Annotated in this window: 21 protein-coding genes and 4 pseudogenes; 12 read left to right on the forward strand and 13 right to left on the reverse strand. The window is 33.1% G+C overall.

The genetic code is table 11. The features are described 5' to 3' along the window. Positions 1-261: 261 nt before the first annotated feature. Both AAIE21_RS00005 and AAIE21_RS00010 read right to left on the reverse strand, forming a co-directional pair. On the reverse strand, positions 262-1,581 hold the full coding sequence (locus AAIE21_RS00005; protein WP_343264897.1) for an aromatic amino acid transport family protein: 1,320 nt from the start codon (positions 1,579-1,581) through the stop codon (positions 262-264). Positions 1,582-1,717: 136 nt separating this feature from the next. Next, positions 1,718-1,825: pseudogene (locus AAIE21_RS00010) on the reverse strand (L-serine ammonia-lyase, iron-sulfur-dependent, subunit alpha); the annotation flags it as partial. Positions 1,826-2,422: 597 nt separating this feature from the next. Here AAIE21_RS00010 and AAIE21_RS00015 point away from each other — a divergent pair. Continuing rightward, positions 2,423-2,632 (forward strand): annotated as a pseudogene (locus AAIE21_RS00015) (IS4 family transposase); the annotation flags it as partial. Positions 2,633-3,352: 720 nt separating this feature from the next. Here AAIE21_RS00015 and AAIE21_RS00020 read toward each other — a convergent pair. Continuing rightward, complete coding sequence (locus AAIE21_RS00020) at positions 3,353-3,901, reverse strand: GNAT family N-acetyltransferase (RefSeq protein ID WP_343264898.1); 549 nt, start codon at positions 3,899-3,901, stop codon at positions 3,353-3,355. Between the two features lie 204 nt (positions 3,902-4,105). Continuing rightward, positions 4,106-5,002 (reverse strand): LysR family transcriptional regulator, encoded by an 897-nt coding sequence (locus AAIE21_RS00025; RefSeq protein WP_343264899.1) that lies wholly within the window; start codon positions 5,000-5,002, stop codon positions 4,106-4,108. 137 nt (positions 5,003-5,139) lie between these two features. Here AAIE21_RS00025 and AAIE21_RS00030 point away from each other — a divergent pair, with 137 nt between their 5' ends. Next, positions 5,140-6,105, forward strand: a complete 966-nt coding sequence (locus tag AAIE21_RS00030) for a quinone oxidoreductase family protein (RefSeq protein WP_343264900.1) — start codon at positions 5,140-5,142, stop codon at positions 6,103-6,105. Positions 6,106-6,166: 61 nt separating this feature from the next. On the opposite strand, the gene AAIE21_RS00035 is transcribed toward AAIE21_RS00030, so the two are convergent. Both AAIE21_RS00035 and AAIE21_RS00040 read right to left on the reverse strand, forming a co-directional pair. Continuing rightward, entirely contained in the window at positions 6,167-6,694 is a 528-nt protein-coding gene (locus tag AAIE21_RS00035) for a GNAT family N-acetyltransferase (protein ID WP_343264901.1), read from the reverse strand. A gap of 6 nt (positions 6,695-6,700) precedes the next feature. Beyond that, the gene (locus AAIE21_RS00040) at positions 6,701-8,602 is read right to left on the reverse strand and encodes an endonuclease MutS2 (RefSeq protein WP_343264902.1); all 1,902 of its coding nucleotides are present in this window, start codon (positions 8,600-8,602) and stop codon (positions 6,701-6,703) included. 580 nt (positions 8,603-9,182) lie between these two features. Between AAIE21_RS00040 and AAIE21_RS00045 the strand changes: the two genes are divergently transcribed. The 5 genes from AAIE21_RS00045 to AAIE21_RS00065 all read left to right on the forward strand — a co-directional run bounded on the left by AAIE21_RS00045 (position 9,183) and on the right by AAIE21_RS00065 (position 12,255). After that, the gene (locus AAIE21_RS00045; protein WP_343264903.1) at positions 9,183-9,974 is read left to right on the forward strand and encodes an arylamine N-acetyltransferase family protein; all 792 of its coding nucleotides are present in this window, start codon (positions 9,183-9,185) and stop codon (positions 9,972-9,974) included. 580 nt (positions 9,975-10,554) lie between these two features. Beyond that, the gene (locus AAIE21_RS00050; protein WP_343264904.1) at positions 10,555-10,884 is read left to right on the forward strand and encodes a DUF2085 domain-containing protein; all 330 of its coding nucleotides are present in this window, start codon (positions 10,555-10,557) and stop codon (positions 10,882-10,884) included. A gap of 29 nt (positions 10,885-10,913) precedes the next feature. Further along, complete coding sequence (locus tag AAIE21_RS00055) at positions 10,914-11,138, forward strand: hypothetical protein (protein ID WP_343264905.1); 225 nt, start codon at positions 10,914-10,916, stop codon at positions 11,136-11,138. A 353-nt stretch (positions 11,139-11,491) separates the two neighbouring features. Beyond that, entirely contained in the window at positions 11,492-11,824 is a 333-nt protein-coding gene (locus tag AAIE21_RS00060) for a DUF4064 domain-containing protein (RefSeq protein WP_343264906.1), read from the forward strand. Positions 11,825-11,904: 80 nt separating this feature from the next. Further along, positions 11,905-12,255, forward strand: coding sequence for a DUF4064 domain-containing protein (locus tag AAIE21_RS00065; RefSeq protein ID WP_343264907.1), 351 nt, complete (start codon positions 11,905-11,907; stop codon positions 12,253-12,255). Between the two features lie 115 nt (positions 12,256-12,370). On the opposite strand, the pseudogene AAIE21_RS00070 reads toward AAIE21_RS00065, so the two are convergent. Continuing rightward, positions 12,371-12,518, reverse strand: a pseudogene (locus tag AAIE21_RS00070) (N-acetylmuramoyl-L-alanine amidase); the annotation flags it as partial. Between the two features lie 207 nt (positions 12,519-12,725). On the opposite strand from AAIE21_RS00070, the gene AAIE21_RS00075 reads away from it, so the two are divergent. Both AAIE21_RS00075 and AAIE21_RS00080 read left to right on the forward strand, forming a co-directional pair. Beyond that, complete coding sequence (locus AAIE21_RS00075) at positions 12,726-13,034, forward strand: hypothetical protein (protein WP_343264908.1); 309 nt, start codon at positions 12,726-12,728, stop codon at positions 13,032-13,034. Between the two features lie 144 nt (positions 13,035-13,178). Beyond that, positions 13,179-13,436, forward strand: a complete 258-nt coding sequence (locus AAIE21_RS00080) for a hypothetical protein (protein WP_343264909.1) — start codon at positions 13,179-13,181, stop codon at positions 13,434-13,436. Positions 13,437-13,466: 30 nt separating this feature from the next. On the opposite strand, the pseudogene AAIE21_RS00085 reads toward AAIE21_RS00080, so the two are convergent. Together AAIE21_RS00085 and AAIE21_RS00090 are read right to left on the reverse strand one after the other, a co-directional pair. Then, a pseudogene (locus tag AAIE21_RS00085) lies at positions 13,467-13,733 on the reverse strand (hypothetical protein); the annotation flags it as partial. Positions 13,734-14,463: 730 nt separating this feature from the next. After that, positions 14,464-14,913, reverse strand: a complete 450-nt coding sequence (locus AAIE21_RS00090; protein WP_343264910.1) for a hypothetical protein — start codon at positions 14,911-14,913, stop codon at positions 14,464-14,466. Positions 14,914-15,116: 203 nt separating this feature from the next. Here AAIE21_RS00090 and pepF point away from each other — a divergent pair, with 203 nt between their 5' ends. Further along, positions 15,117-16,904: an oligoendopeptidase F gene (gene pepF, locus AAIE21_RS00095; RefSeq protein WP_343264911.1), complete on the forward strand. Its 1,788-nt coding sequence runs from the start codon at positions 15,117-15,119 to the stop codon at positions 16,902-16,904. A 36-nt stretch (positions 16,905-16,940) separates the two neighbouring features. On the opposite strand, the gene AAIE21_RS00100 is transcribed toward pepF, so the two are convergent. Next, entirely contained in the window at positions 16,941-18,068 is a 1,128-nt protein-coding gene (locus AAIE21_RS00100) for a serine hydrolase domain-containing protein (protein WP_343264912.1), read from the reverse strand. Positions 18,069-18,432: 364 nt separating this feature from the next. On the opposite strand from AAIE21_RS00100, the gene AAIE21_RS00105 reads away from it, so the two are divergent. Beyond that, entirely contained in the window at positions 18,433-18,681 is a 249-nt protein-coding gene (locus AAIE21_RS00105) for a hypothetical protein (RefSeq protein ID WP_343264913.1), read from the forward strand. A 112-nt stretch (positions 18,682-18,793) separates the two neighbouring features. Here AAIE21_RS00105 and AAIE21_RS00110 read toward each other — a convergent pair whose 3' ends face one another. Continuing rightward, positions 18,794-20,023 (reverse strand): MFS transporter, encoded by a 1,230-nt coding sequence (locus tag AAIE21_RS00110; protein ID WP_343264914.1) that lies wholly within the window; start codon positions 20,021-20,023, stop codon positions 18,794-18,796. Between the two features lie 108 nt (positions 20,024-20,131). On the opposite strand from AAIE21_RS00110, the gene AAIE21_RS00115 reads away from it, so the two are divergent. Further along, entirely contained in the window at positions 20,132-20,989 is an 858-nt protein-coding gene (locus AAIE21_RS00115; RefSeq protein WP_343264915.1) for a LysR family transcriptional regulator, read from the forward strand. 164 nt (positions 20,990-21,153) lie between these two features. On the opposite strand, the gene AAIE21_RS00120 is transcribed toward AAIE21_RS00115, so the two are convergent. Beyond that, positions 21,154-22,098, reverse strand: a complete 945-nt coding sequence (locus tag AAIE21_RS00120) for a glycerophosphodiester phosphodiesterase (protein ID WP_343264916.1) — start codon at positions 22,096-22,098, stop codon at positions 21,154-21,156. 409 nt (positions 22,099-22,507) lie between these two features. Then, a complete protein-coding gene (locus tag AAIE21_RS00125) occupies positions 22,508-24,127 on the reverse strand; it encodes an FAD-dependent monooxygenase (RefSeq protein WP_343264917.1) in 1,620 nt (539 codons plus the stop codon). Positions 24,128-24,435: the final 308 nt, after the last annotated feature.

Genomic DNA, 24,435 nt, shown 5'->3' on the forward strand with positions numbered 1-24,435 from the left:
ATACATCTATCATTACAACTACAAACGATTCCAAAAAAGGCTTAACCATCGAGCTCCGATTGAATATCGAATCTCGATGGCCGCATAGTCTTTTTTTACAGCTGTCTACTTGACGGGGGTAAGACCAAGAAGCCTGTCCAATAACAGATATATCTTATCCATAATCTCTTTGGTTTAACAAGATAAAATTCAATTCTTCTAGGAATCTTTCGTTCTTTTTTCATATCCCACTATTTGTGCACCAGAACCAATAATAGTGAATTAGAATAATGACTTAATACTTGCTAGGACAGTAAGTACACCTATAATAATGACAAATACATTGCTCATTTTCCCTCTGTATTTAGCTAGTACTGGTACTTTACGGATCGCATACATTGGTAATAGACATAGGATAGCAGCAACTAACGGACCGCTAAGGGCATCAATGATTCCAAGAATACTTGGATTTGCATAAGCAACATACCAGCATGTTAATACGACAAAAGCAAGGATCATTGTCTTAACTGTTTTTTCTTCTATATCTTTTCCGCGTGTTTTACTGAACTTGATAATCATGTCACGCATTACCTCATATGCTCCTATATAATGGCCAAGGAACGACTTTGTTATGGCCATAAAAGCAATGATAGGAGCTGCAATAGTGATTAGAGGCGAATTAAGCTCATTAGCAAGATATGATAGGATTGACAAGTTCTGTTCTTTTGCCATTATAAGATCATTTGGAGTCAAACTCAATGCACTGCTCCAAACAAAGAACATAACAACAGCGAATGTCATGATATAACAAACTTTTTGTATTTGAGCACATTTGGCATCAGTAGCTTCTATTCCATAGGTAGCTCTCTGTTTCATAACAAATGACGAAATAAGAGGAGAATGATTAAACGAGAATACTATGATTGGTAGTATCATCCACATCGTTCCAAAATATCCTGTTCCTGTTGAAGCAGTAGAAACACTTGAAAAACTAAGCATTGACGTATTCCACTGTGGAATCAAAGATATTGCGATAAAAAGTAGAGAAGCTATGAAAGGATATACTAGCATGCTCATTATCTTTACAGTGATATCTTGACCAAAATTTAGTATAGCTATAAGACCGAGTACTAATACAAGCGATAAAATGGCCCTTGGAGGCTCCTTCATGTGCAATTGATTCACGATAAAACTACTTGCAGTATTTGTAAGTGCAACCGAATACATCAGCACGATAGTATAAATTGAGCCGAAATATACTATGTTAAAAATGATACTTGCCTTATTTCCGAAATACTCTCTTATTGTACCTGTAATCCCCTCATCAGCAGAATTTGAAGCGTATATCATTTTAGCAAGCGCTCTATGTGAGTAATACATAACAGGATATGCAAGTATGGTAATTAACAGTAATGATAATAAACCACCTGAACCTGCATTAATAGGTAAAAAGAGTACTCCTGCTCCAATTGCTGTTCCAAAAAGGCTCAATACCCAGGTGGTATCCTGTTTATGCCACTTTTTAGGATCTGGATATTTCTCATTTTTTACTGCAGTATTTTCAGCCTGAAATTCTATTTTTTTTGCAGTATTCCCATTCATATAATAATTCCTCCTTGTATCCTATTTTTACGTCTCTTTTTAAGGCTTAGGAATATAGACCATTCCTGAAAAATGGATTGCTTACAAGGTGCGTCACATCGTGTGCCCTTCTTCTAAGTTAATCAAAATCGAAAAATTCGCGAGGCATCTGTCTTCCAACTCTATACATCGCTTCAATAACTTCGTCAGTATTGATGATATTGTTTACGCTAGCTAATGCGATGTCCGCTGCTACTAAAGCATTTTGAATAAATATTCCTTCTGATCACACACCTTTCTTAGAATAATCGCATCAGTATGTCCAATTTTAGAAAGTTTGATATTTTCTCCTTAATTGATAGATTATCTCTCGACGTCCTCATTATAACTTTTATATTTATAAGTTTAATATTTTTTTATTTTTAGAAAGATTGAATAAACAGAATTTTGAATGGATAATAAATTACACTTGGCATGTAGCAATTGTGCCCATTGTTTGAAGCTCCATTAATTAGTAGAAAAGAAAAGAAAAAATAACGCAAAATTCCTTTGATTAACACAAAGATTATATGGGAAAATCATTAGAAAGATACTTACATTTTCTTTTATTGAAACATCTTATTTTAGACGTAGAAGCTATTGTAATAAATGATTAATGTAGATGGAACGGAATAAATCAAGGAAATACAAAATCATCATTTTGGATATTTATCATTAATATTGTATTTTTATGTATTTTTCAGAAAAAAAGAACTTTTCCGGAGTGCGCCACATCGCTAGTAAGCTAACAAAACAAAATTTCCTTAAAATGAAAAAATACGCTATTTTTCTGTAGAATCATAGGAAAGGATAGCGTTTTTGTATGAATCTAGCGATTTTTGACGAGTTACAATTATTTTCTAAAGAATTACAACGGAATATGCCACTGCATGCTTTGGAGCAGTTAGCTAGAGAAGTAGGAGTTGTTAAACGGAAATGTAAATATCGTGCACAAGACCTAGTAGCTCCATGTGTTTGGTTAAGCAGAAATATAGCTCATACTTCACTGACACAATTAAAAGGCTGTAGTCGAGATCTTTTTGCTTTTTTTCTCGTACCGACATAACCACCCAAACTTTACCTTTTTTATACAATTCCTTTATGACATTGTTTCCGTCGGTTCTTTTATAAAGAAAATAACCCTTTGTACCTCCTAAGCCATTCTCTAAGAACAATCTCATTGAACCAATACTACTACCTATAAATAAATGCTGTAAGGAAATTTTGTCAGAATGGTCATTAAGGTTGTCCCCTACTTTTAAATTCAAGTCATCGTGCGTGAATTCTTCGTACCCCGATAAATCTAGGTTATAGCTTTTAACAATATCTTTTAATACTTTGTTATCAAATTCTTTCCTTTTCTCTTCAAACTCCTCTATACAAACGCTTTTAGAAGGCTTTACTCCTTTTGAATTTGCAATTACAGTTACATGATTTGTTCCGTAAATTATGACACTGAACATAAGTAATAAAAGTAAAAATCTCTTATTCATTATTCATCGTCCTAAATTATATTTAGGTGTATTTTGCCCAAGTTAATTACAACTATCCTTTTATATCATTCATTAAACCGAAATCTAAGAATCCGTTTTTCTACATCACCTCTATGTTAATTTTACAAACAATCTTCTCTTGATAACCGAAGCAATTCAAAAAAAAGAAACCTAACCAGCTATAAAGCCACTAGATTTCTTTTTTGTTTTTCTTTATATTTCGCATGAATGGTCAGTTCACTTTATTATCCATATTCCAATTATTTTTTCATTGTTATCCATTCATTTCGCAATATCCCCATTATAATGCGATCAAAGCTCTTCCCATCTCGCTGAACGGCTTCTCTCATACACCCTTCCACTTTAAAACCAACCTTTTTATATGTTTCAATTGCAGGTGTGTTGTAGGAAATCACATCGAGACCTACACGATGTAAATTTAATTCATAGAAAGCATATTTCAGAATAAGGCGTAATCCTTCCGTACCATATCCCTTACTTCTATAATTTTTATCACCTATACCAACTGCTAGCAAGCCAGCTCTATTATTCCACTCTATACTATGAAGGGCGACAAAGCCAATTAGAGTATCATCTTGAATCGTTCTTAACATGAACGAGACACCGTTTGATTTCTTTCCTTTTAATAGCTCATACTCTTTTATTTCATGTAACGATTGCGGCACTGCAGCATCCGTATCTACATTTCTCAAATACTCACTATCCTCTTGCCAAATAGCCATTTGTTCAACATCTTCAGCTCTAATTGCTGATAATTTAATATTTTCACCTAAAAAAAGATTGTTCATTTCAAAAAATCCCCCTTTTCAATTACAGGGATAGTTCTGTAGTTCATTAAGCCTATCTATCCCTTCGTTCCATAATCTCCAGTAACGACGACATATTTACAATAAGCGATAACATTGGCACATCTCCTTTTTATATAATTACATTCATTATACATATTTTAGATTATTCATTCAATTCAACCCCCACCTACCTTACTTCTCCACTTAATCATTATTCTGAATGACCATTCTCGTTACATCTATAAATTGTTGTAGCGGCAATGTCATCCACTTATCTTTATGCCAAGCAATTTGTGTAAAAATAGGAGCGATTGTATTCTCTAAAACTAACTCCTTCATTACACCTTGTTGTATATCTTTCTCCACTACCATCGCCGGTAAAATCGCTATACCTAAACCCGCAATAACACATTGCTTAATTGCTTCCACGCTGACAAACTCAATTTTATTTGCAGGATACACATCTTCTGCACGAAATAGTTCCTCAAATATAGTACGATAAGAACAACCAAGTTCTGTTAATAGAAGTGTTTCACTTTCTAAATCCTTTGTACAGATTATAGATTTTTCAAGTAAAGGATGATTAGGAAATGCTACTATTTTCAATTCTTCTCGAACTAACGACTCTACATGCAAAGCATCTTCTATTTTACATTCATCTAAAATAAATGCTAAATCAAGTTTCCCCTCCATCAGTTGCTCTTTTACAGCTTCATTTGAGTGAGCAGGTTTGAATATTAGTTTGATTTGCGGAAATTTTGTCTTAAATTCCTTTAATATTGAAGGAAGTCGATATGTACATTGACTTTCTTGTGCGCCGATCACTAGTGTACCAGATGTCGTTTTCTCATCTTGCACAACCATTTTCGCTTCGTAACTTAACGCAATCATCTTGTCCGCATATACTTGAAACTTCCGCCCTGCGTCCGTCAGAAAAATGCGTTTTCCTAATCGTTCAAACAATACTGTTCCTAGCTCAGATTCCAATGCTTTTATTTGTGCCGTTACACTTGATTGAGCAAAGTTCAATATTTTTGCAGATTGTGTAAAGTTCAAGTTTTCAGCCACTGTTTTGAATGTAATTAATTGTTTTATCTCCAAAATCCTCTCCTCCTTCTAATCGATATTTCCGATTGATTCTATCCAAATAATCTTCTTTGCCGATCGATATATGTATTGTATGATAGAAACCAATAACAAACAATATTGACGCATGTTACAGATTGGAGGTATTTCAAATGAAAGCACTTTGTTTCAAAGAATTCGGAAATGCTGATGTATTACAATATCAAGAGGTATCAGACCCAGTTATAAAACCTGATGAGATTCTTGTTCGCACAAAAGCAATTGGCTTAAACTTTGCTGATATATATAGACGTAGAGGTAACTATCATCTTGTTGGTAACCCTCCCTATATATTAGGGTATGAAGGTTCAGGAATTGTAGAGCAAATCGGTGCTGAAGTTACCGATGTTACGATTGGAGGCCGCATTGCATTTGCTGATGTACCATTCGCAAATGCGGAGTTAGTAGCTGTTCCAAAAGAAAAAGCGATTCCACTCCCAGACTCGATTTCCTTTGAGACAGCCTCTTCCGTTTTATTACAAGGGTTAACAGCACACTACTTAACACAAGACAGCTATAAAGTAAAAGCTGGTGATATTGTATTAGTCCACGCAGCAGCTGGAGGCGTTGGTCAACTTCTCATACAAATCATCAAAATGCAAGGTGCACAAGTCATTGGTCTTACTTCATCTAAGGAAAAAGCAGACGCAGCCTATTCAGCTGGAGCAGACCATGTATTTTTATATTCAGAATCGTGGTGTGAAGAAATACTACAAATCACAAAAGGTCATGGCGTAGATGTTGTATACGAATCAGTAGGTTCTACATTAGAAGAAAGCTTTCAAGCTACAAAAATTGGTGGTACAGTCGTATTTTACGGAATGGCTGGTGGCGATCCTGCCCTTGTTGATCCACGAATGTTGATGGATACTTCAAAAACATTGACTGGCGGGGATCTTTGGAACGTACTCACAACGTATGAAGAACGTAAAACACGTTCACATCAACTATTTGATTGGATGACTACTGGAAAATTACGTATCCAAAATCCAACTACTTTCTCTTTAGAAAATGGTGCTGCAGCACATCGATTATTAGAAAGCAGAAAAAGTACAGGGAAGATTTTATTAATACCTTAATCATTTCAACTTACAAATCAAAAAGGTGGCTAGAAGATTTCTTCTAGCTACCTTTTTTGTGCTACTCAGAAAAAGCTTCCGAATATTGCACAACGCCTTGCACATTTTGAAGAGCACTTTCCGTTAACTCCATAGCCATAAATACTTCATCTGGCACATCAAATGGCGCACGTATATTCCATAGACTAGCCGGTTTAAAACCAAATTTCGGATAATAATCTTTATGCCCTAGTACAATTACAGAATGATATCCGAGCTCTTTTGCTTTTCTTAATACACTAGAAATCAACAGACTTCCAATTCCCTTTTTCTGGTACCCTGGTGCAACAGATACTGGAGCAAGTGCCAGCGAGTCTACAGCTGCACTACCATCTACTATTTTAATTTTAGATAATAGAATATGACCAACAACTTCTTTATCTACCGCTACTAATGATAACTCAGGAATAAACGCATTAGATTTTCGAATTCGATGTACTAATTTATGTTCGGTTTGGTCACTAAATTTTTCACCTAAAAATGCTTGTTTTACAACCTCTTCTGTTCTATTATAATCTTTCTCACATTCTTGTCTAATCTTTATATTCATAAACTCTTACCCTCTATTCTTTCTTATTTCCTTTTGAATTTTACGAAGCGCTTTTTTCGATCCACGCTCTATATCATGCTGCATTTTCCGCTCTTTATAATCCACAAACAATGTGTCTACATCATACCCTTCTGGATATAATTCCTTTGCCTGTACTTCTAAAGAAATTCGCTTCACGTTTACTTCAATGAATTCACCATTATAAAACACAACGACATTCGAGAAATTGTCTTTTTCTTTATATATAATACCGAAGTCATCATAGTCTAATAATTTCACACGGTCTCCTTTTTCATATTCATGTTTCTCTTCTATTTTCTCTTTCACAACCTTAGGCTTTCTTATTCTACTTTCATTCAGTCTCTCTAAACGATATTCTTTACTTTCCATATAGCCTTTTGCTCTTTGCAACACACGATCTTTTACATTCATTTTTCTAGAAATCCAGAGAGCATTACTTTCTCCCGATTTCCCTATCATTAACTTATACATCGGTTCTAATGTTTCACTATTAAATTGCATCGCCGCATTCATAAAGTCACTGTGCATTTCGGAAAATCGTTTAATCTCACCATAATGCGTAGTCGCAACCGTTATACAACCCATATGATAAAACTCTTCTAAAATCGAAATCGCAAGCGCTGCTCCTTCATTCGGTTCCGTACCGCTTCCTATTTCATCAAATAACAGAAGCGTATTATTATTTGATACTCTCATGATTTCTGAAAGATTTTTCATATGAGATGAAAATGTACTAAGTGCATTTTCAATACTTTGATTGTCACCGATATCTACAAAAATATTTTCAAAAACCGCAATCTCCGTTTCCTTACCTGCTGCAATATGAAAACCTGACATTGTCGCTAATGTTAATAGCCCAATTGTTTTTAAAACAATCGTTTTCCCACCAGCATTCGGTCCTGTAATAATTAAGTTTCGATAATTTTGCCCGATTTCAAAATGAAGTGGTACAACTTTTCCTGATAAAAGCGGATGTTTGCAATGAACTAACTTTACATATCCATAATCATTTAATTTCGGCTCTATCCCGCCAATATGTTTACTAAATTTCGCTTTTGCAAACACCATATCATATTGACTAATCAGCTCCATATTAATCTTAATATTATAAATGTTCTCTAAGATTATTCCTGATAAAGTGGCTAATATTTGATATTCTTCCATCGCTTCTTCAGCTTTTAAACTTGCTAGTTCCACATTTAATTTTGTCACTGTATTTGGCTCTATAAAAACGGTAGAGCCTTTAGAAGAAACTTCAACAATTGTTCCCGCAACTTGATTTTTATAGGACGCTTTCACTGGAATCGTATATCGATCGTCTTTTTTACTAATAAAGAACTCTTGAATATACTTTTTATTTGCACTGCTATTTAAAAATTTGTTCAAGCGTTCTTTAATTTTCCCCTCTACGGAATCGATATTATTTCGAATTCTTTTTAATTCTTTACTTGCAGCGGAATCAACACTATTCCCTTTGATTGAAAAGTTAATCTCTTCTTCCACACTTTTGAACTCAGACATTGAATTTGCATAAGACGCTAATACTGGTGCAAAAAACTCTTTATCGAGCATAAACCTCTTAACCTTTCGGCACCCTCGTAAAAAATCTGATACACTAACTAGCTCGGCCGGATCTAGAATCATTCCCTTTTCTAATTTTTGAATTGTACTATCGATATTAGAAATTCCGAAAAAAGGTATATGCCCTTCTGCATCTAATATCGCTCGCGCTTCCGTTGTTTCATTCAAACGATTTTTCACTACTTTGATACTTGCGCTAGGCTCCAATTTGTCTAACAATTGTTTTCCTAATCCACTCACACAATACGATTTAACTATTTCCTTCAACTCGTTATATTGCAACTTTTCAAAAGTCATTTTATTCAATTTCTATTCTCCTCACTATGATTTACTCACATCAAAAATGAAGATACCTACCCATTAGATTTCAATGAGCTCTAAATAAATATAATTTTCACGTGATAAAAATAAACACAAAAAAGCTGCGGAGACACCGCAGCTTTTTACATTTACAAGGCCTGTGCAATAGATAAGGAAATAAAACCATCTCAAAAAAACATATGGCTACCCCATAATCATTACACGCTTTATAAAGTATTGTAGGTATCTTCATAGGTATTTGAAATAAACCCATGACAAAGTTAGGGGTATGAATTATATAAAAATCCCCTGTTTCCATCAGATTTATTTCATTTAATTTTTCCTATTTAGAACCTACCGCACTCACAAAAAGCACCTCTCATTAATTTATAATTATGTTCATTGAAATCTAATTTATTGAAATCATCATACTATATGTTATAAAAGAAGTAAAGGTGCCATTACTATAATACTTTAGTCGTAAATATATATATGGATTTTCTATTCAACGTATTGCGGATGTTTTCTTGCGTTATTTCAGTACAATGATTACATAGATAAGTAAAATAAATAAGGGGCGATCCATATGACAGATTTCCAAAAACAATTTTTCTCTAGATTAAATATAGAAACAAAGGATTCTGTTTCATTTGAAGATTTAAATGAAATTCTTTATGCGATGGCACAAGCGGTTCCATTTGAGAATTTGGATATTATTCAAAGTACAGTGAAAGAAATATCAAAAGAACATCTCCAAGAAAAAATCTTAGTTAAGAATCGCGGTGGTCTTTGTTATGAATTGAATCCAACGATGTATTACTTCCTTAAAGATTGCGGCTTTGATGTCCACTTAGTATCAGGAACGGTTTATCATGCTGCTTCCGGTACTTGGGCTGTTGATTCAGGACATGTGGCAACTGTTTTAAAACATAATGATGAACTTTATTTAATCGAAGTCGGTTTCGGTTCAAACCTTCCCCTTTCTCCTGTTCCTTTCACCGGTGAGGTTGTTCATTCCGTTACCGGGGACTATCGCATCCGAAAAGAAACAACTGAAAAAGGAAATTACATTTTAGAAATGCGAAAAAATAATGAGTTTCTAGATGCCGCTTCCTCTCAAGACTGGACATTAGGTTATGCATTTTATAAGGAAGCAGTTGACGAAAGAAAATTAAATGAAGCACAAAAAACAATTGTAGAACATACAGACTCTCCTTTTAATAAAGTACCTCTTACCGTAAAACTAACTTCTGATGGGCACGCTACTCTAACAAAAGATAGTTTTACAATAACAAAACAAGGAAAACAGAGTAAAGAAGAGATTACAAAAGAGCAATATGCAGACCTATTACACGCAACATTTGGCATAAAATTATAGTTTACAAATTGAAAAGTCTTGTCGCTTCTGGCAAGACTTTTTATCGTGGAGCAGAGAGTCTTTGCAATTTGTTATATTACATAATTATATATATTACATTTTATGTTGTGATGAATGTTTGCTAGTATTATCTATTAAAAAGAGCAATAGATTAAAGGACATATCAGCGATACTTTATATCTAGTTTGTATATGTGTTAGCAAGTCCTTTTTCAAACTTGTTAGCACTTTTTTATATTTCTTCTATTACAATCTTCCTCCTCTTTACCTCTTCCATCATCTCATCGTCAGAGAACTCATAAGAATCTGGTCGTTCTTTTATACTGTAAGAATAAATCACATTACCTATTACATTAGAAACTAGTTTGTTTATTATAATTGCTCTACTCCCTCTTATTAATATGTATTTTGGCACTTTGACCCTATAACACAAAGCACCAACATCCCTTTATGACAGCCATTTATATCTATTGTATAATCATTGAAAATGTATTCAGCCAATAGCATACACACAACATCTTAAGAACTCTATAATTTTGTTACCAAATCAATTAAAATATTACTAGAGAGGTTGATCCGTATTGATTCGAGGTTTCATTTTACATATCCCTTGTCACAGACAATCAGAAAGGAGTTTTCTTAAACTACAAAAATACATACCTTTATGTGCACGATGCACAGGTATGTTTATTGGTTTCTTTATGTTCCCAATTTATTTTTTAGTAACACCTTCGTATACTCTATCATTAGTACTATCCTTCTCTGCTCAAATCCCATTATTCATCGATGGATTCACCCAAAAGTGGAAATGGAGAAGCAGCACAAATTTGCTAAGAGTAACTACCGGCATCTTAAGCGGTAATGGTATGGGACTACTTACTTCATCTAGTATCATATGGATTTTATCCTAAACCCATTATACATCGACGGAGGTATTTGCATGTTCTGGATCTACTCAATTCTAATTTTCATTTCCGGTGGCAGTGGAATTGGTTTTATAATTCAGGAAAAATATACAGAAGCAATAATAGCTTTTGTTATTTGCGCACTATTTACTGGGTTGCTATATTTTTATCTTAAGAGAAACCAAAAAAAGAAAAATTCGGATTGTGGCGCTTTAGATTGTGCCGATTGTTCAGATTTTGATTGTGATTGTAATGATTAAGTTTCAAATTAGGAAATTTCATTTATTGTTGTGGTAGTAAATAAGGTCATCTAGTGATCTTATAAAGAAAAAAATACACCACTATAATAATTAGTAATATACATTATAGACAATTTATTGATTTTAAAAGTCTCATGTACTATCACTTGTCTTTAACGTTATATAGTATTTCAAAATGGGTTTTCCTGTCATAAATTTGGGGTTAAAGAAGTATTTTAATCAAAATTCATTCCAAAACTAAACCTAATATTAAACTAAATACATGGATGTATAGTTTTTCCAATATATATTTGATATTATAGATAAATGGAATTTACATACATAATATATTAATAGTTAGGGGGATATTGGAATTGAAAAGAACACCTGAGTTTGTACTAGGTTTAATCGGTGGTATTTTAGGGATTATAATTTCTATTATTATATTGTTGGTAGCTATTACTGCTATGGAAGGTATTGATGTTAAACTTTTAACTTATTATTCTATCGTATTAATTATTCAAATAGGGTTGTTAGTTTTAGCATGTTCAGTAAATAAGGTTAACAATATAGCATATGGACTTTGTATGATATTACTCCCATTAGTAACATTGGTTATGTCATTATTCCTTTTATTTATTCCAGTAATTTTACAAATTATTTCTGGTGGATTTGCATTTCGACCTTTAAAACAAGAATCTCATTAAAACATTTAGCTATTATAAAATAATGTTAAATATATATAAGGATTAATTTGAATGATATTTTTGAAGGGTGGTATTGTAATTTGAAACGCACTGTAGAATTTGTAATCGGCTTAATCGGAGGAATCTTAGGACTCTTACTTTCTTTATTTATTGTAATTGGTAGCATTTCCTACACTAGTTCACATACTAGTTCCGGAGGTATTGAAGAATATATTATCATTACTTCTAGCATTGCCTTAATTATTCAAATAGGCCTACTAGTGTTAGCTTGTTGTGTTAATAAAATAAATAATAGAATTTATGGTATTTGTATGATTGTATTAAGTATAATTTCATTGTTTTTAGGATTATTTATATTATTTCTTCCAGTAGTTTTACAAATCATTTCAGGTGCATTTGCATTTAGAACATTAAAACAGGAATCTAATTAAAACAACAACTGACTAATGAATCTAACAAAAGCTTCCTTTTATAATAGACAGAATATAAATCTTTTTTAGTCTACTATGCTATGAGGAGGGTATATTAAAAGAAGCGACTCTTTTATCACTTTACTACATATACATAGGCTTTTTTTGCTGTTACATAATTGGTTGTACCTTTACTATTGTGTACTTTATATTGTGAAGAACCTTACTTTTTCATCAATCGTAAATCCTAATCTTGTATCTACAGTTCCAGCAACAGCTTTATCCTACCAAATAATATAGATTTATTTCATCATGAATTTTTCGAATCTTGATTTGAAAGAATTTTTAATACTGATTATGTAACAGCACATCGTAAGACTGTTGATTCAAGACGGATATGAGAGTCACCTGAAATTGAACCCACACTACCTTTGGATGAGCATTTAAAAATTCTTCTTCATAAAGTTTTTGATTAAGGAGCGTTGAGAATAATGGGAAGATATCCACTGATTGCAATAATGAAAGAGAATGAGGATAAAGAAAATGTAATTTACAGTTTCGGCCCAGATACTAAATCTTGTATGTTGAATCCAGATCTTTATAGTAGATGGCATTTTAAAGTTTTAAAGAACAAAACTAATCCTGATGAAGCATTTATTTTACTAGATGATATGCCTAAGAAACATATTTCCTTGTTATATAAATGTATTCACAAAGTATATGTTCACGTAAAAGAAAATGGTGGTATGGAAAATATGAATACTATTGTTTTTCCAGAATACCTTGAGTTTATTGTATAAACTTTATAAACATAAGCTACCATCCCCAAGAGTCATTGTAGACTCTTGGAATTATTCTTCTCCTTTAGCTGATTTACTAATGAATCTGATTGACCATGAGATTTCCAAAAAATAGATGAAGAATAAATAAGGAGGCCTTTATATATGGCAATATGTTTATTAATGACTAAAGAATTTGAAGATGAAGAGATTGTTGTTTATCAATACTATCCTTCTGAATCACCCGATAAAGTAGGAAAAATGTATTATAATAAAAAGGAACGAATGTTTTATGACTTAGAGCAAGCTCCAGTGGATTCAGAAAATATGAGAGAACATTATTTTAATTGTGCATGTACTAGGATTGTACGATGTATTAAAAGGAAAGAAGACTTTCCTGATAGCATGGCTTATGAAGCATAATAAAATAAACAAATGTATAAGTCGGCTTCTTTAATAGGGACCGACCGGCTTTCCTATTACCTTTACATATACATAGGCTTTATTTGGCTATTACATAGTATGTTTTGCCTTTACTGTTGTGTACTTTGTATTGCGATGAACCATCCAACATAACCTTCGCATCGATTGTAAATCCTAATCCTGCATCTACAGTTCCGGCAATATCTTTATCCTACCACGCCGGATAATCACAGAACGTAGATTGTCCACTTTACAAACAACACGTTTACCAACAATCGAGGAATCTACAGTACTTTTTTATCGAACTGCATATAAAAAGAAGTTAATGCCAATAAAAAAATTACTCGGTATATAAACATCCAATTTTACATAGAAAGCAGGTTTAACTTAATTTCACATATTTTAGGTTTTCAACTGTATAAAAGATTATAAAAACGCATTAAAATCATTATTCCTAAGCATGAGCTTAATAATTGCCAAAGTAGCAATGAGTGGAACTGATACTATGACTGCCATAAAAAACAATGCAAAGGAGACCTTGGCCTCTCCGGACAAGGATCTGTATCGCATCCCTTAATTAATAATTTTAACTAGTAAGGAGATTGATAAAATGGGAGTATGTGTAGACTTATTTAAAGAATATGAAAATAAAGAGGAAGTCGTTTATCGTTTTTTTCCTTGTGAAGATGAAAAAAAGCAGGAAAAATTCAATTTAATAAACTAGAAAAAAGATCTATAGAATTAGAACCAGCTAAAGGTGAAGGGGCAAATTATTATTTTCTTAAAGCAGTTGGCGCTATACAAAAACATTTAAGAAGTTCACCTAACTCAGATAAATTTCCTGAATTCTTATTTTCACAATCGTAAAAATAGAAACAACCACAAAAGGAAACTATGTTTTAGAAATTTAAAAAACAATGAATTTTCAAACCGAGATTATTCTGAAGATTGGATATTCGGTATACAATTATAATCGACACGATAAAAAATCTTGCCCATGGTGGCAAGATTTTTCATTTCCTTCTATTCACACAGATTTTTTATCTCGAATTCTACCATTGTTAAAATACAGAAAAATAGGCAGCGGAATAACGATAAAACCTAAGCTTTTAATCATTGTATTTTTCGCTTCTTGTTTAACTGTTTCTTTTCTATCTTCTACATTCCGATCATATTCTGCACGAATTTGCTCTTCACTTACCGTTTGTTGTGAATCTTTCACTTCCACTAATTTCATCTTTTTGAATGCATCATAAGATTCGTAGTAAGAAGGTGGACTGATATAATCTGATAGTCCCATAAATATGCCGATTCCTCCTCCAATCGATAACATCAAAGTCGCAAATAGTACTAAATGTACATATAATTGTCTAAACACATCTTCCTCCCCCTCTTTTTTCCATTTCATAATTGCTAACAAAATAAATACGATAATCGCAAGCGGTAAACCTAACATAATGAATGGAATTAGAATCAATACTCTTCCACCCCCTTAATTAAATATATTTTTCTCCTATACATACATGCACTATCTCCTTACAAATATTTCAACTTTAAAAATACATATAATGACCTATGCTCTCTATTTTTATTTTTGTGTAGCAGGGATTTTTTGCAATTTGTTGTATTTCATAGTTATATAGAGAATATACAAAATATAGATTTAGGAAGGAAATGATTATGACAGAAATCAAAAATAGATCAGATATATCTAATCAGGAAAAGTGGGATTTAACGGATATTTATAAAACGATTGAAAACTGGGAACTCGATTATCAAAAAATCGAAACTTTAACAGAGGACTTAAAAAAATTCAGTGGAAATATCCATGATGGTCAAAACCTGCTTGCTTACCTTACAAAAAGTGAAGAAGTATCCAGTTTGTTCAGTCTCGTTTATGCATATGCAAGGTTGCAAGCAGACCTTGATACACGCGATACGGAAGCTCAATCTCTTGTAGATCAGACATCACAATTACACGTTAAGATAAGCGCGGCTCGTTCCTTCTTTTCCCCATTTTTACTAAGTATCGATGAGAAAACATTACATTCTTATATAGAAGAAAACGAAGACTTACAATATTATAAAGAAGACTTATTTGAATTATATCGATATAAGAAACATGTGTTAAACAAAGATAAAGAAGAAATCTTATCGCAAATGGGCGAGGCCCTCTCCTCTCCTCAGCAAACATACGGAATGCTCAATAATGCAGATATAATATTTGGAGAAGTTACAACCGATGATGGAAATAAAGTAAAGTTAACACGCGGGATGTATTCAAAATTAATTAAAGATGAAAATAGAGAGAAGAGAAAAGAAGCTTACAAAGCATACTATCAACCATATGTGCAACTAAAAAATTCCATCGCTTCTACTTTAGCAGCAGCTGTTAAAAATAATGTTACCATTTCCAAAATTAGAAATTACCCCTCTGCTTTAGAAAAGTCTTTATTTGGTGATATGGTTCCGAAAGAAGTATATGATAATTTAATTCATACAACTAAAAAGAACATTGCATCTCTACATACATATAATCATTTACGAAAAGAAAAATTACAGCTAGATGAATTAAGACAGTATGATTTAGGCGTTGATTTAGTAAAAGGTGTAAAACAAGATATTCCATATGATGAAGCCTATGAAATTATGCTTACAGCCTTAGCTCCATTGGGTAACGACTATATTCAAGTACTTCAAGAATTTAAAAACAAACGCTATATAGATGTGAGAGAATTACCTGGTAAACGTTCTGGGGCCTATAATTTTGGAGTATATGGCATTCATCCATTTATTCTTTTAAATCATCATGATGACTTAAATAGTCTCTTTACACTAGCTCATGAATGCGGACATGGCATGCATACTTATTATTCGCATAAGTTTCAGCCAAGAATTTCTGCTCACTATACAATCTTTGTAGCAGAAGTCGCTTCTACGGTGAATGAGGTACTTTTAATTCACCATCTATTAAAAGAAGCAAAAGATGTAGACGTACGCAAACATTTAATCAATCACTTTATTGAACAATTTAAAGGAACGTTCTTTACACAAATTATGTTTGCTGAATTCGAAAAGATTACGCATGAAATGGCGCAGCAAGGAAAACCATTAAATGTGCAATCCTTCAATGATGTTTATGAGAAATTATTTAGAGAATACAACGGTGATACACTCGTATTCGATGAAGAAGTAAAATATGGATGGGCTAGAATCCCTCATTTTTACCGACCATTCTACGTTTATAAATACGCTACCGGATTTGCTTCCGCAATCCAAATTGCAGAGCAACTGTTAAGCGGTGATCCTATCGCTCAGCAAAATTATATCGAATTCTTAAAAGGCGGAAGCTCGGATTATCCACTCAACCTTTTAAAGAAAACAGGTGTAGATTTAACAACGCCACAACCAATTGAAAGTGCACTAAATCGTTTCAGTAAATTAGTTGAAGAATTTTCGTCACTGTAATAAAAAAAGCCTCTCACGCTAGAGGCTTTTTCAAATTCACTTTTCTTCTAATAAATCTTTTGCCATCTTTCGAAATTCCTGATTAAATGCATCGCTTATTCCGTTTTGGACATTCGAGAAAAGGATAACAAAAATCCGCTTATCCCAATTGAAATTATTAAATGTATTCCATCCAGCTAGTACTCCGTGATTGTGGTAATAATCTGGATAAATATAAAAACTAAAACCATATTTCCTTGCAGGTGAAACAGTAAACATATCTAATAAACTTTGTTTAGAAAGAAGCTTTCCCTCCATAATCGCCTCATCTAATCTCTTCATATCTTCTACAGTTGTATACATTTCGCCACAACCGTATAACCAGCTCATCCTTAACCTTGGCGGAGTTACGAATTCATTATCTTTCTTTATATAACCTTCTGCGAAAAATATATCTCCAGGGAATTTTGCCCCCATACCAGATTCATGCATTCCAACTGGAGTAAAAACATGTTCTTTTACATATTCAGCTAATGGCTGCTTCGAAATTTTCTCTACGATATAAGCAAGTACCATATAATTATAGTCTGTATATCTCCAGCCTGTCCCAGCAGGAAATTCAAGAGTTTGTGAGCCAATCCAGTTCACTAATTTTTGGTGTGATGCTGCATCCACCTTTCCTTTCCCTTGTTCTGGCAGTCCAGATGTATGTGTTAATAAATGTCTCAAAGTAATGTTTTTATCCGCTGGGAAGGAAGGGATATATTTATTCACATTATCTTCTATATTTAATTCTCCTTTTTCTTGTAGTTGCAATATAGATATTGCTACTACCGTCTTAGTAATCGAACCAATACGATATTTTGTTCTTGGCGTCGTTAAGACTTTATCCTTCATATTTGCATAGCCATACCCTTTTCGCAAAATCACATTATTTCTATCTGTCACAAGCACCGTTCCATTAAACCCTTTTTCTTTTAAATATTGGTCTAATTTTTCCGCTGCAACCTCATAACGGATACGCTGCTCTGTATTTACTTTTGTCTTATCATTTTCTATTTTACTATTAGAATCTGAAAATGCTTTTAATGTCTGTGTCTCATTTTTATTTGTTTGCATTAACATATATACACTTAAGCAAAAAATTGCGATAATAAAGCAAACGATTAAACATCTCTTAAACATACAGGAGCCCTCTTTTTATTCAATTTGTATTGATTATCATTCTCATCGTTATACTTATTCTACCTCTATTCATTTACAAGAAGACCTTAATTCTATTAAAGGACTCATTTGATTACTGTAAATTAGCATATATTTTGATTATCCCTCTCTACATGTTTATGAAACGAAACTGCATCTCTATCTACCTAGAGAATTAACAATACTGGAAAGTTATTCAAGGAAAGCTTTCCATATTCAAATTTTTGACCACTTTTATTGTATTTACTTTCTTATAAAATTTCCAATCCACAATCTGATTCGTCTAATTATAATTTCTTTTTTTATGTAACATTCATTACGATTCACATATAAAGGAGGAATTCTATTGGGAAACATCGATAAACGAAATCAACTAGATCTCGAAATGTTCAGTTATCGAACAAATAAAAATAACATAGTTTTTATTGAATATTACGGAAAACAAATTATGATTTTAAAAGGGAAAGAAGCGAATGCTTTTCTAAATAAAACACATCATGCAAAGAATGAAAAAGAACGACAACTCATTATGGCGAAAATAACAGGGAATTTCAAGAGAGGAAATGAGCAAAAAAGAAATAATACCAAGTACTGAGTTCATTTATCTCACTATTTATGGGTACTCCCATTACGACAGAAGTCTCTATTCATATGTCGTTATACCATTCCTTTCAGAATTGATTATACAGTATATTGTCAAAAAAATGTCACTTGCATGACATTTTTTTCATATTTTTCAATAAACTTATCACTGAAGTAAACAGCAATATCGCTAGCCCTATCCATGCCCACATATAACCTTTTACATCCACAATGAACCCAAAAATAGGCGGAGCTAAAATAATTGCAATTTGATTTAGCGTAAGTGCAAGACTAACTGTAACCCCTACTGATCCATGCCTCGATTTTTCAGCAACTTCAACCATAAACAGACTAAACCATCCAATGCCGAAGAACCCTAATAAGCCACTGAACAAAAACAATCCCCATACCGAAAAATCATGTATGTTCAGTATCAAAATAAAGACTAAAATAAACGAAGCAACTACAGAAATAAATAGTGGTTTCTGACGGTTACCTTTATAAAAAGAATCACTAATTACCGCTAACACAATTCGTCCTAGCATTCCCAAAAATAACGTAACCGAAAATATTTGTCCTGCCAAAATTGGAGATATAGATTCAGCAGTAATCAAAAAGTTTATAAGATGTCCAATCAACACCATTTGTAATGAAATCATACACACCCCTGTAAACAAAACAGGATATAATTCCTTGTTACTCATTACCTCTTTTAACTGTTGCCAAAAAGAAATTCCTTTATTATTTAATGCAGGCTCATGATGAACAACAGGCTCTCTATAAAAGATGAAAAACAGTACTCCTCCCGCAATGCATATACTTGAAAGAACATATATCACGAATGACAAACTAAACTTTACAGAAAGAATCGGAATAATAGCTCCCGCCACCGCACCACCTATAGGAATGCCAGCTTGCCTAATCCCCATAGCTAGCCCTCTACTTTCTTTCGGGAACCATTTTAAAATCACTTTGCTCCCTCCTGGTTGTGCAGTACTATAAAACACTCCCACTGCCACAAGCACAAATAATAACCCCATAAATCCATCTACTATATGAATAAACAAAATAGATCCACCGAGCAATATAGAACTAACTCCGATTAATAACCTTTCATTATATTGATCAAGTAATCTCCCTACAAAAAGCATGCAAAAAAGCGGACCAATATTAACAGCGGTTAACAACATTCCCATTTGCATATCAGTAAGATGATATATTTTCTTCCAAAAAAATGCTAAAGGTCCTACCCCATATGTTATTAACGTTGCACTTGCTTGCACTACTGTTGCTAGCATAAGCACAATCCATTTATACGAACTACTACATTTCATTGCCTTTTCTTGATTTAACAATTTTATCCCCTCCATACGTTTCGATTGTATAAAAATTCAGACATCACGTAAAATAAGCATTAATGATAAAAGACATCAAAATAATTGATATCTATAGGAGGAAATCGGATGGATATAAAAGATCTAACTGTTTTTAATGAAGTAGCGAAAGAAGGAAATATCTCGCGCGCGGCTCAAAACTTAAATTATGTGCAATCTAACGTGACAATGCGGATTAAACAATTAGAAAATGAATTAGGGGCACCATTGTTTTACCGAAACGGAAAAGGTGTTTCTTTAACTTCAAACGGGGAGGTTTTATCAACTTATGCGATACAAATCATATCTTTAATGGAGCAATCTATTCAAGCTGTCCAAAACAACGGTACACATCCAAAAGGATTATTAAAAATTGGATCTACGGAATCTACAACTGCAGTCCGTCTTCCTTCTATTTTAACATCGTATTATGAGACGTATCCTGAAGTTGAATTCATTTTAGAAACACATCCAACGGAAAGATTAATTGAACTTGTTTTAGAAAGAAAACTTGAAGGCGCATTTATTGCTGGCAATATACATCATCCTGATCTCGATTCAATCTTATTTCAAGAAGAAGAATTAGTGCTCATTAGTAAACTACCTCTCTCTTCTTTCAATGATTTAGGAAAAATGAATGTATTAGCTTTTAGCCAAGGTTGTTATTATCGCAATCTATTAGAAAACTGGCTTCATGAAGAAGGAATTTATCCAAAACGAGTATTAGAGTTTGGAACAATTGAAGCTATACTTGCGTGTGTAAAATCAGGTATGGGCACTGCTATCATGATGAAATCTATTATACAAGATCATACACATTCCTTAGCATTAACTCTTTTACCCGAGAGTTTTTCAAGAGTACCCACTACTTTTATTGTTCGGAAAGATATTTTTTATTCGGGCGCTTTACGTAAGTTTATTGATGGGATTATAAATACATCATACTGAATTGATAAAAATCAGATTCATCATCATGATTATTTAGATTAGATACAACTACATATAACAAATATATTTCTTGCAATAAATCTGCTAGACCAAAAAACCTAAGTCATTTTAATTTGACTTAGGTTTTTTAGAAAATCATAATTCGTTTACTTTCAAGTTAGTTCTTATTTTCCTTTTAAAACACTATGTAATCGATCTGGGTAATTTGTAAACATACCTGTAGCGCCCCATCCAATTAAAAGTCTCATATCTTCTTTCTCATTAATCGTATATGGATGAACTAGCAATCTATTTTCCCTAGCTTTTTTAATAAAAGTTTTATCAATAATTAGTTCTCCATTATCGTCACGTAAGTTTGGTCCAATACCAACCGCGTACTCTTTAATCGTTTGAAAATCTTGAGTTGTTACGCTTTTAGGAGCATGAGTAAGCCCTGACCATTCAATAATCTCATTGTTTTCATTTGGATAATACCAAAGCAGTTGTACCAGTGGAATATTTTTATTCATACTATGAATCTTTTTTAAACTTTCTTGACTGAATGATTGAATCATAACTCGGCTTGAAGACATATTTTGGCCAATTAAATTATATTTCTCCAACAATCCTAATAATTTTTCTTCCATTCCTGGATACACATCAGGAGATTTCGTTTCAATATAGTATTTCATGCTTCTTCCATACTTTTGAAATATCTCTTCAAGTGTTGGAACTTTTTGTCCCACATATTCTTGCTTCGCCTTCTCTGGATAAGCTTCATTGAACCAAGACCCTGCATCTAAACTTTTTATTTCACTTAATGTTTTTTCTCTTACTTCGCCAGTTCCATTTGTAGTGCGATCCACTGCTGTATCATGCATTGCAATCAATTGACCATCTTTTGTTAATTGAATATCTAATTCTAAATAATCCGCTTTCATTTTTTTCACAAGATTATATGAAGCAAAAGTATGCTCAGGGGCATGTCCACTCGCTCCTCGATGAGCAATATTTAAAAACTTATTCGCATTGAATTCATGTTTCTTTTCTGTTTTCGCATTAACTGTTCCCCCGTAAAAAGAACTCCCTATTGTAAAGAAAATAACTAAAAAACTTATTATCTTTTTCATGCTTTTCATTCCTTCCCACGTTGCAAATTTCAACAAGCTAATGAGATTTACACGAAATAGAAGAAATACCCTATATACTTTTTATAAACCTATAATAAAATTACAATCTTGCAAAAAAATTGAATCTATCACTCTATGTACTGTATCATTCTCTATGTAACTAAAAACTATTTCTTCTAGAGTTTCTTTCTTATATCACACCTTTCCTTATCCCAATCGTATTCTCTATTGTGCTTTTTTACCCCAACAAAAAAACCATAAAACATTTTAGAATACACTACTAGTACCCTAAAATTGTCTTATGGCTTTTCTCAAAATCTCCGGCCCTCTATTAACTTGTTGAATTTCATCATACCAAATCTATGAAAATTTGTGAATATTTTTCATCAATTAATGGTAATTTTTCATTTTAAGACGATTTACATAGTATACACTTCAACACCTCTTCAAGTACTAGATCGGGTGTTAATACTTCTTCTGTACGCCACCCAATAAATCCATCTGGCCTTACTAATACAGCTCCCTCAGTATCTATTCCATATAACATTTCAAATATGTTATCTTGCACAATAAAATCACCTTTTGGACAAACTCGATATACATCAATACTTATTTTTAAACGTGAAGCAACAGTATGTGCAGCCACTGACCAAGAATCGTGTTCTGATCCAGTAAATAACACAAAATTTCTTCCTAATAAATCAAGTATTGAAATCCGCTTTCCTTGATAAAACCCCCACATATGTGGAGCTCTTGTCCCTGGTTTTCCCTTGAGCTCTAAAATATCCATTCTGTGTGGATTCTCATCTTGATCTATTACTGCCGCGGAACTGTACTTATAACCTATAGTAACAGCTAAACCATCCGTAGTATTCAAATTAGCTTCTTCTCTATTCATAGCCCGTAGTAGAATGCTACTTGCGTAATCCGTAGTTAATTGTACAACTGGATACCTCTCCGCATGATAAGTTTCTAGTAACTTTCGGTTCGCTTGACCATGTATAACAGCAGCTAATTTCCAAGCTAAATTATGAGCATCCTGAACACCTGTATTTGAGCCATAGCCTCCAGTGGGCGGCATAAGGTGAGCTGCATCGCCAACTAAGAAAACACGATTATCTTGAAAACGTTCAGCTGTACTTTCTGTTGCTTCCCAAGGTGAGATACTTAATATTTCCGCATTTAAATTTGATTTTCCGATGACTTTTCGAATAATTTCTTGACAACGCTCTACAGAAAAATCTTCTGGAGCTTCTCCTTGTAAAGGATTATAGGCTACATGATAAATCCAGCAATCCTTATTATTGACTGGAATCAGTGCACCAAAAACTTCAGGATTTGTAATCATTGTGAAAGCAAAAGCATCCCCTTTTATGAAATCACTCAAATCTGCTTTAAAGTAGATATTTATATAATGGCCCCCTATCGTACCACGACCATTAGTAGGCATGCCAGAATGTTTACGTATCGGACTTTTTGCCCCATCTGCTCCAATTAAATAATCACTATAAATAATTTGTTCCTCTTTCGTCTCACAATTTCGCACAATAGCAGTTACTCCAATTTCATACTGCTTGTAAGAAACAAGTTCATGATGAAACCACAGCTTTCCACCTAATCGCCTAGCTTCTTGCAGTAACATCGGTTCTAAATTAATTTGGTAACAAGAAGTCGGCTTTGATGGACTAATCTTTCTAATCAACTCGGACAAACTTTTATCATTTTCATACTGAACCATCTTTACCCTTTTTAATTCTTCATAGTCTGCTTCGGCGATTGCATTTACACTAATCCTTCCACGGCAGTTCTCCAGCACTTTTCCAGCGGCGCGAATATCTTTTTCTACACCTAATTCCCGGAATAATTCCATCGTGCGAAAAGTAATCCCTCCCGCTTTTGGGTGAATAGCAGTAGTTGGATGTCTTTCAATGAGTAAATAATCCACTTTACGACGAGAAAGAAATAATGCCGAGGTTAACCCTGTTAAACCTCCTCCAATAATTAAAACTGGAACATGAATGGATTTCATGCGTATTTCTCCTTTCATATAAAACACACATAAATTTTACTGAGCTCAGTAGTTTAACTATAATAAGGAAATCCAGAAAAATATAGACTTATTTTCCATAATCATTTATCATATAGATAGAGCACGCCCAAAAAGACGCATTCTGTCTATATGATAAATTTCTTTATACAAAATAAAGCGTAATCATATACTATTAACTTGAAAATTAAACGAGCTATAATAACAAAAAAAGCCACACTCATTATAAAATGAGCGTGGTTTTTTCTTTTCTTAATATCCCACCCCTATATGTTAGGAATTGTTCACCA

The sequence above is a fragment of the Paenibacillus sp. 102 genome, assembly GCF_039549175.1.
Classification (GTDB): domain Bacteria; phylum Bacillota; class Bacilli; order Bacillales; family Bacillaceae_G; genus Bacillus_A.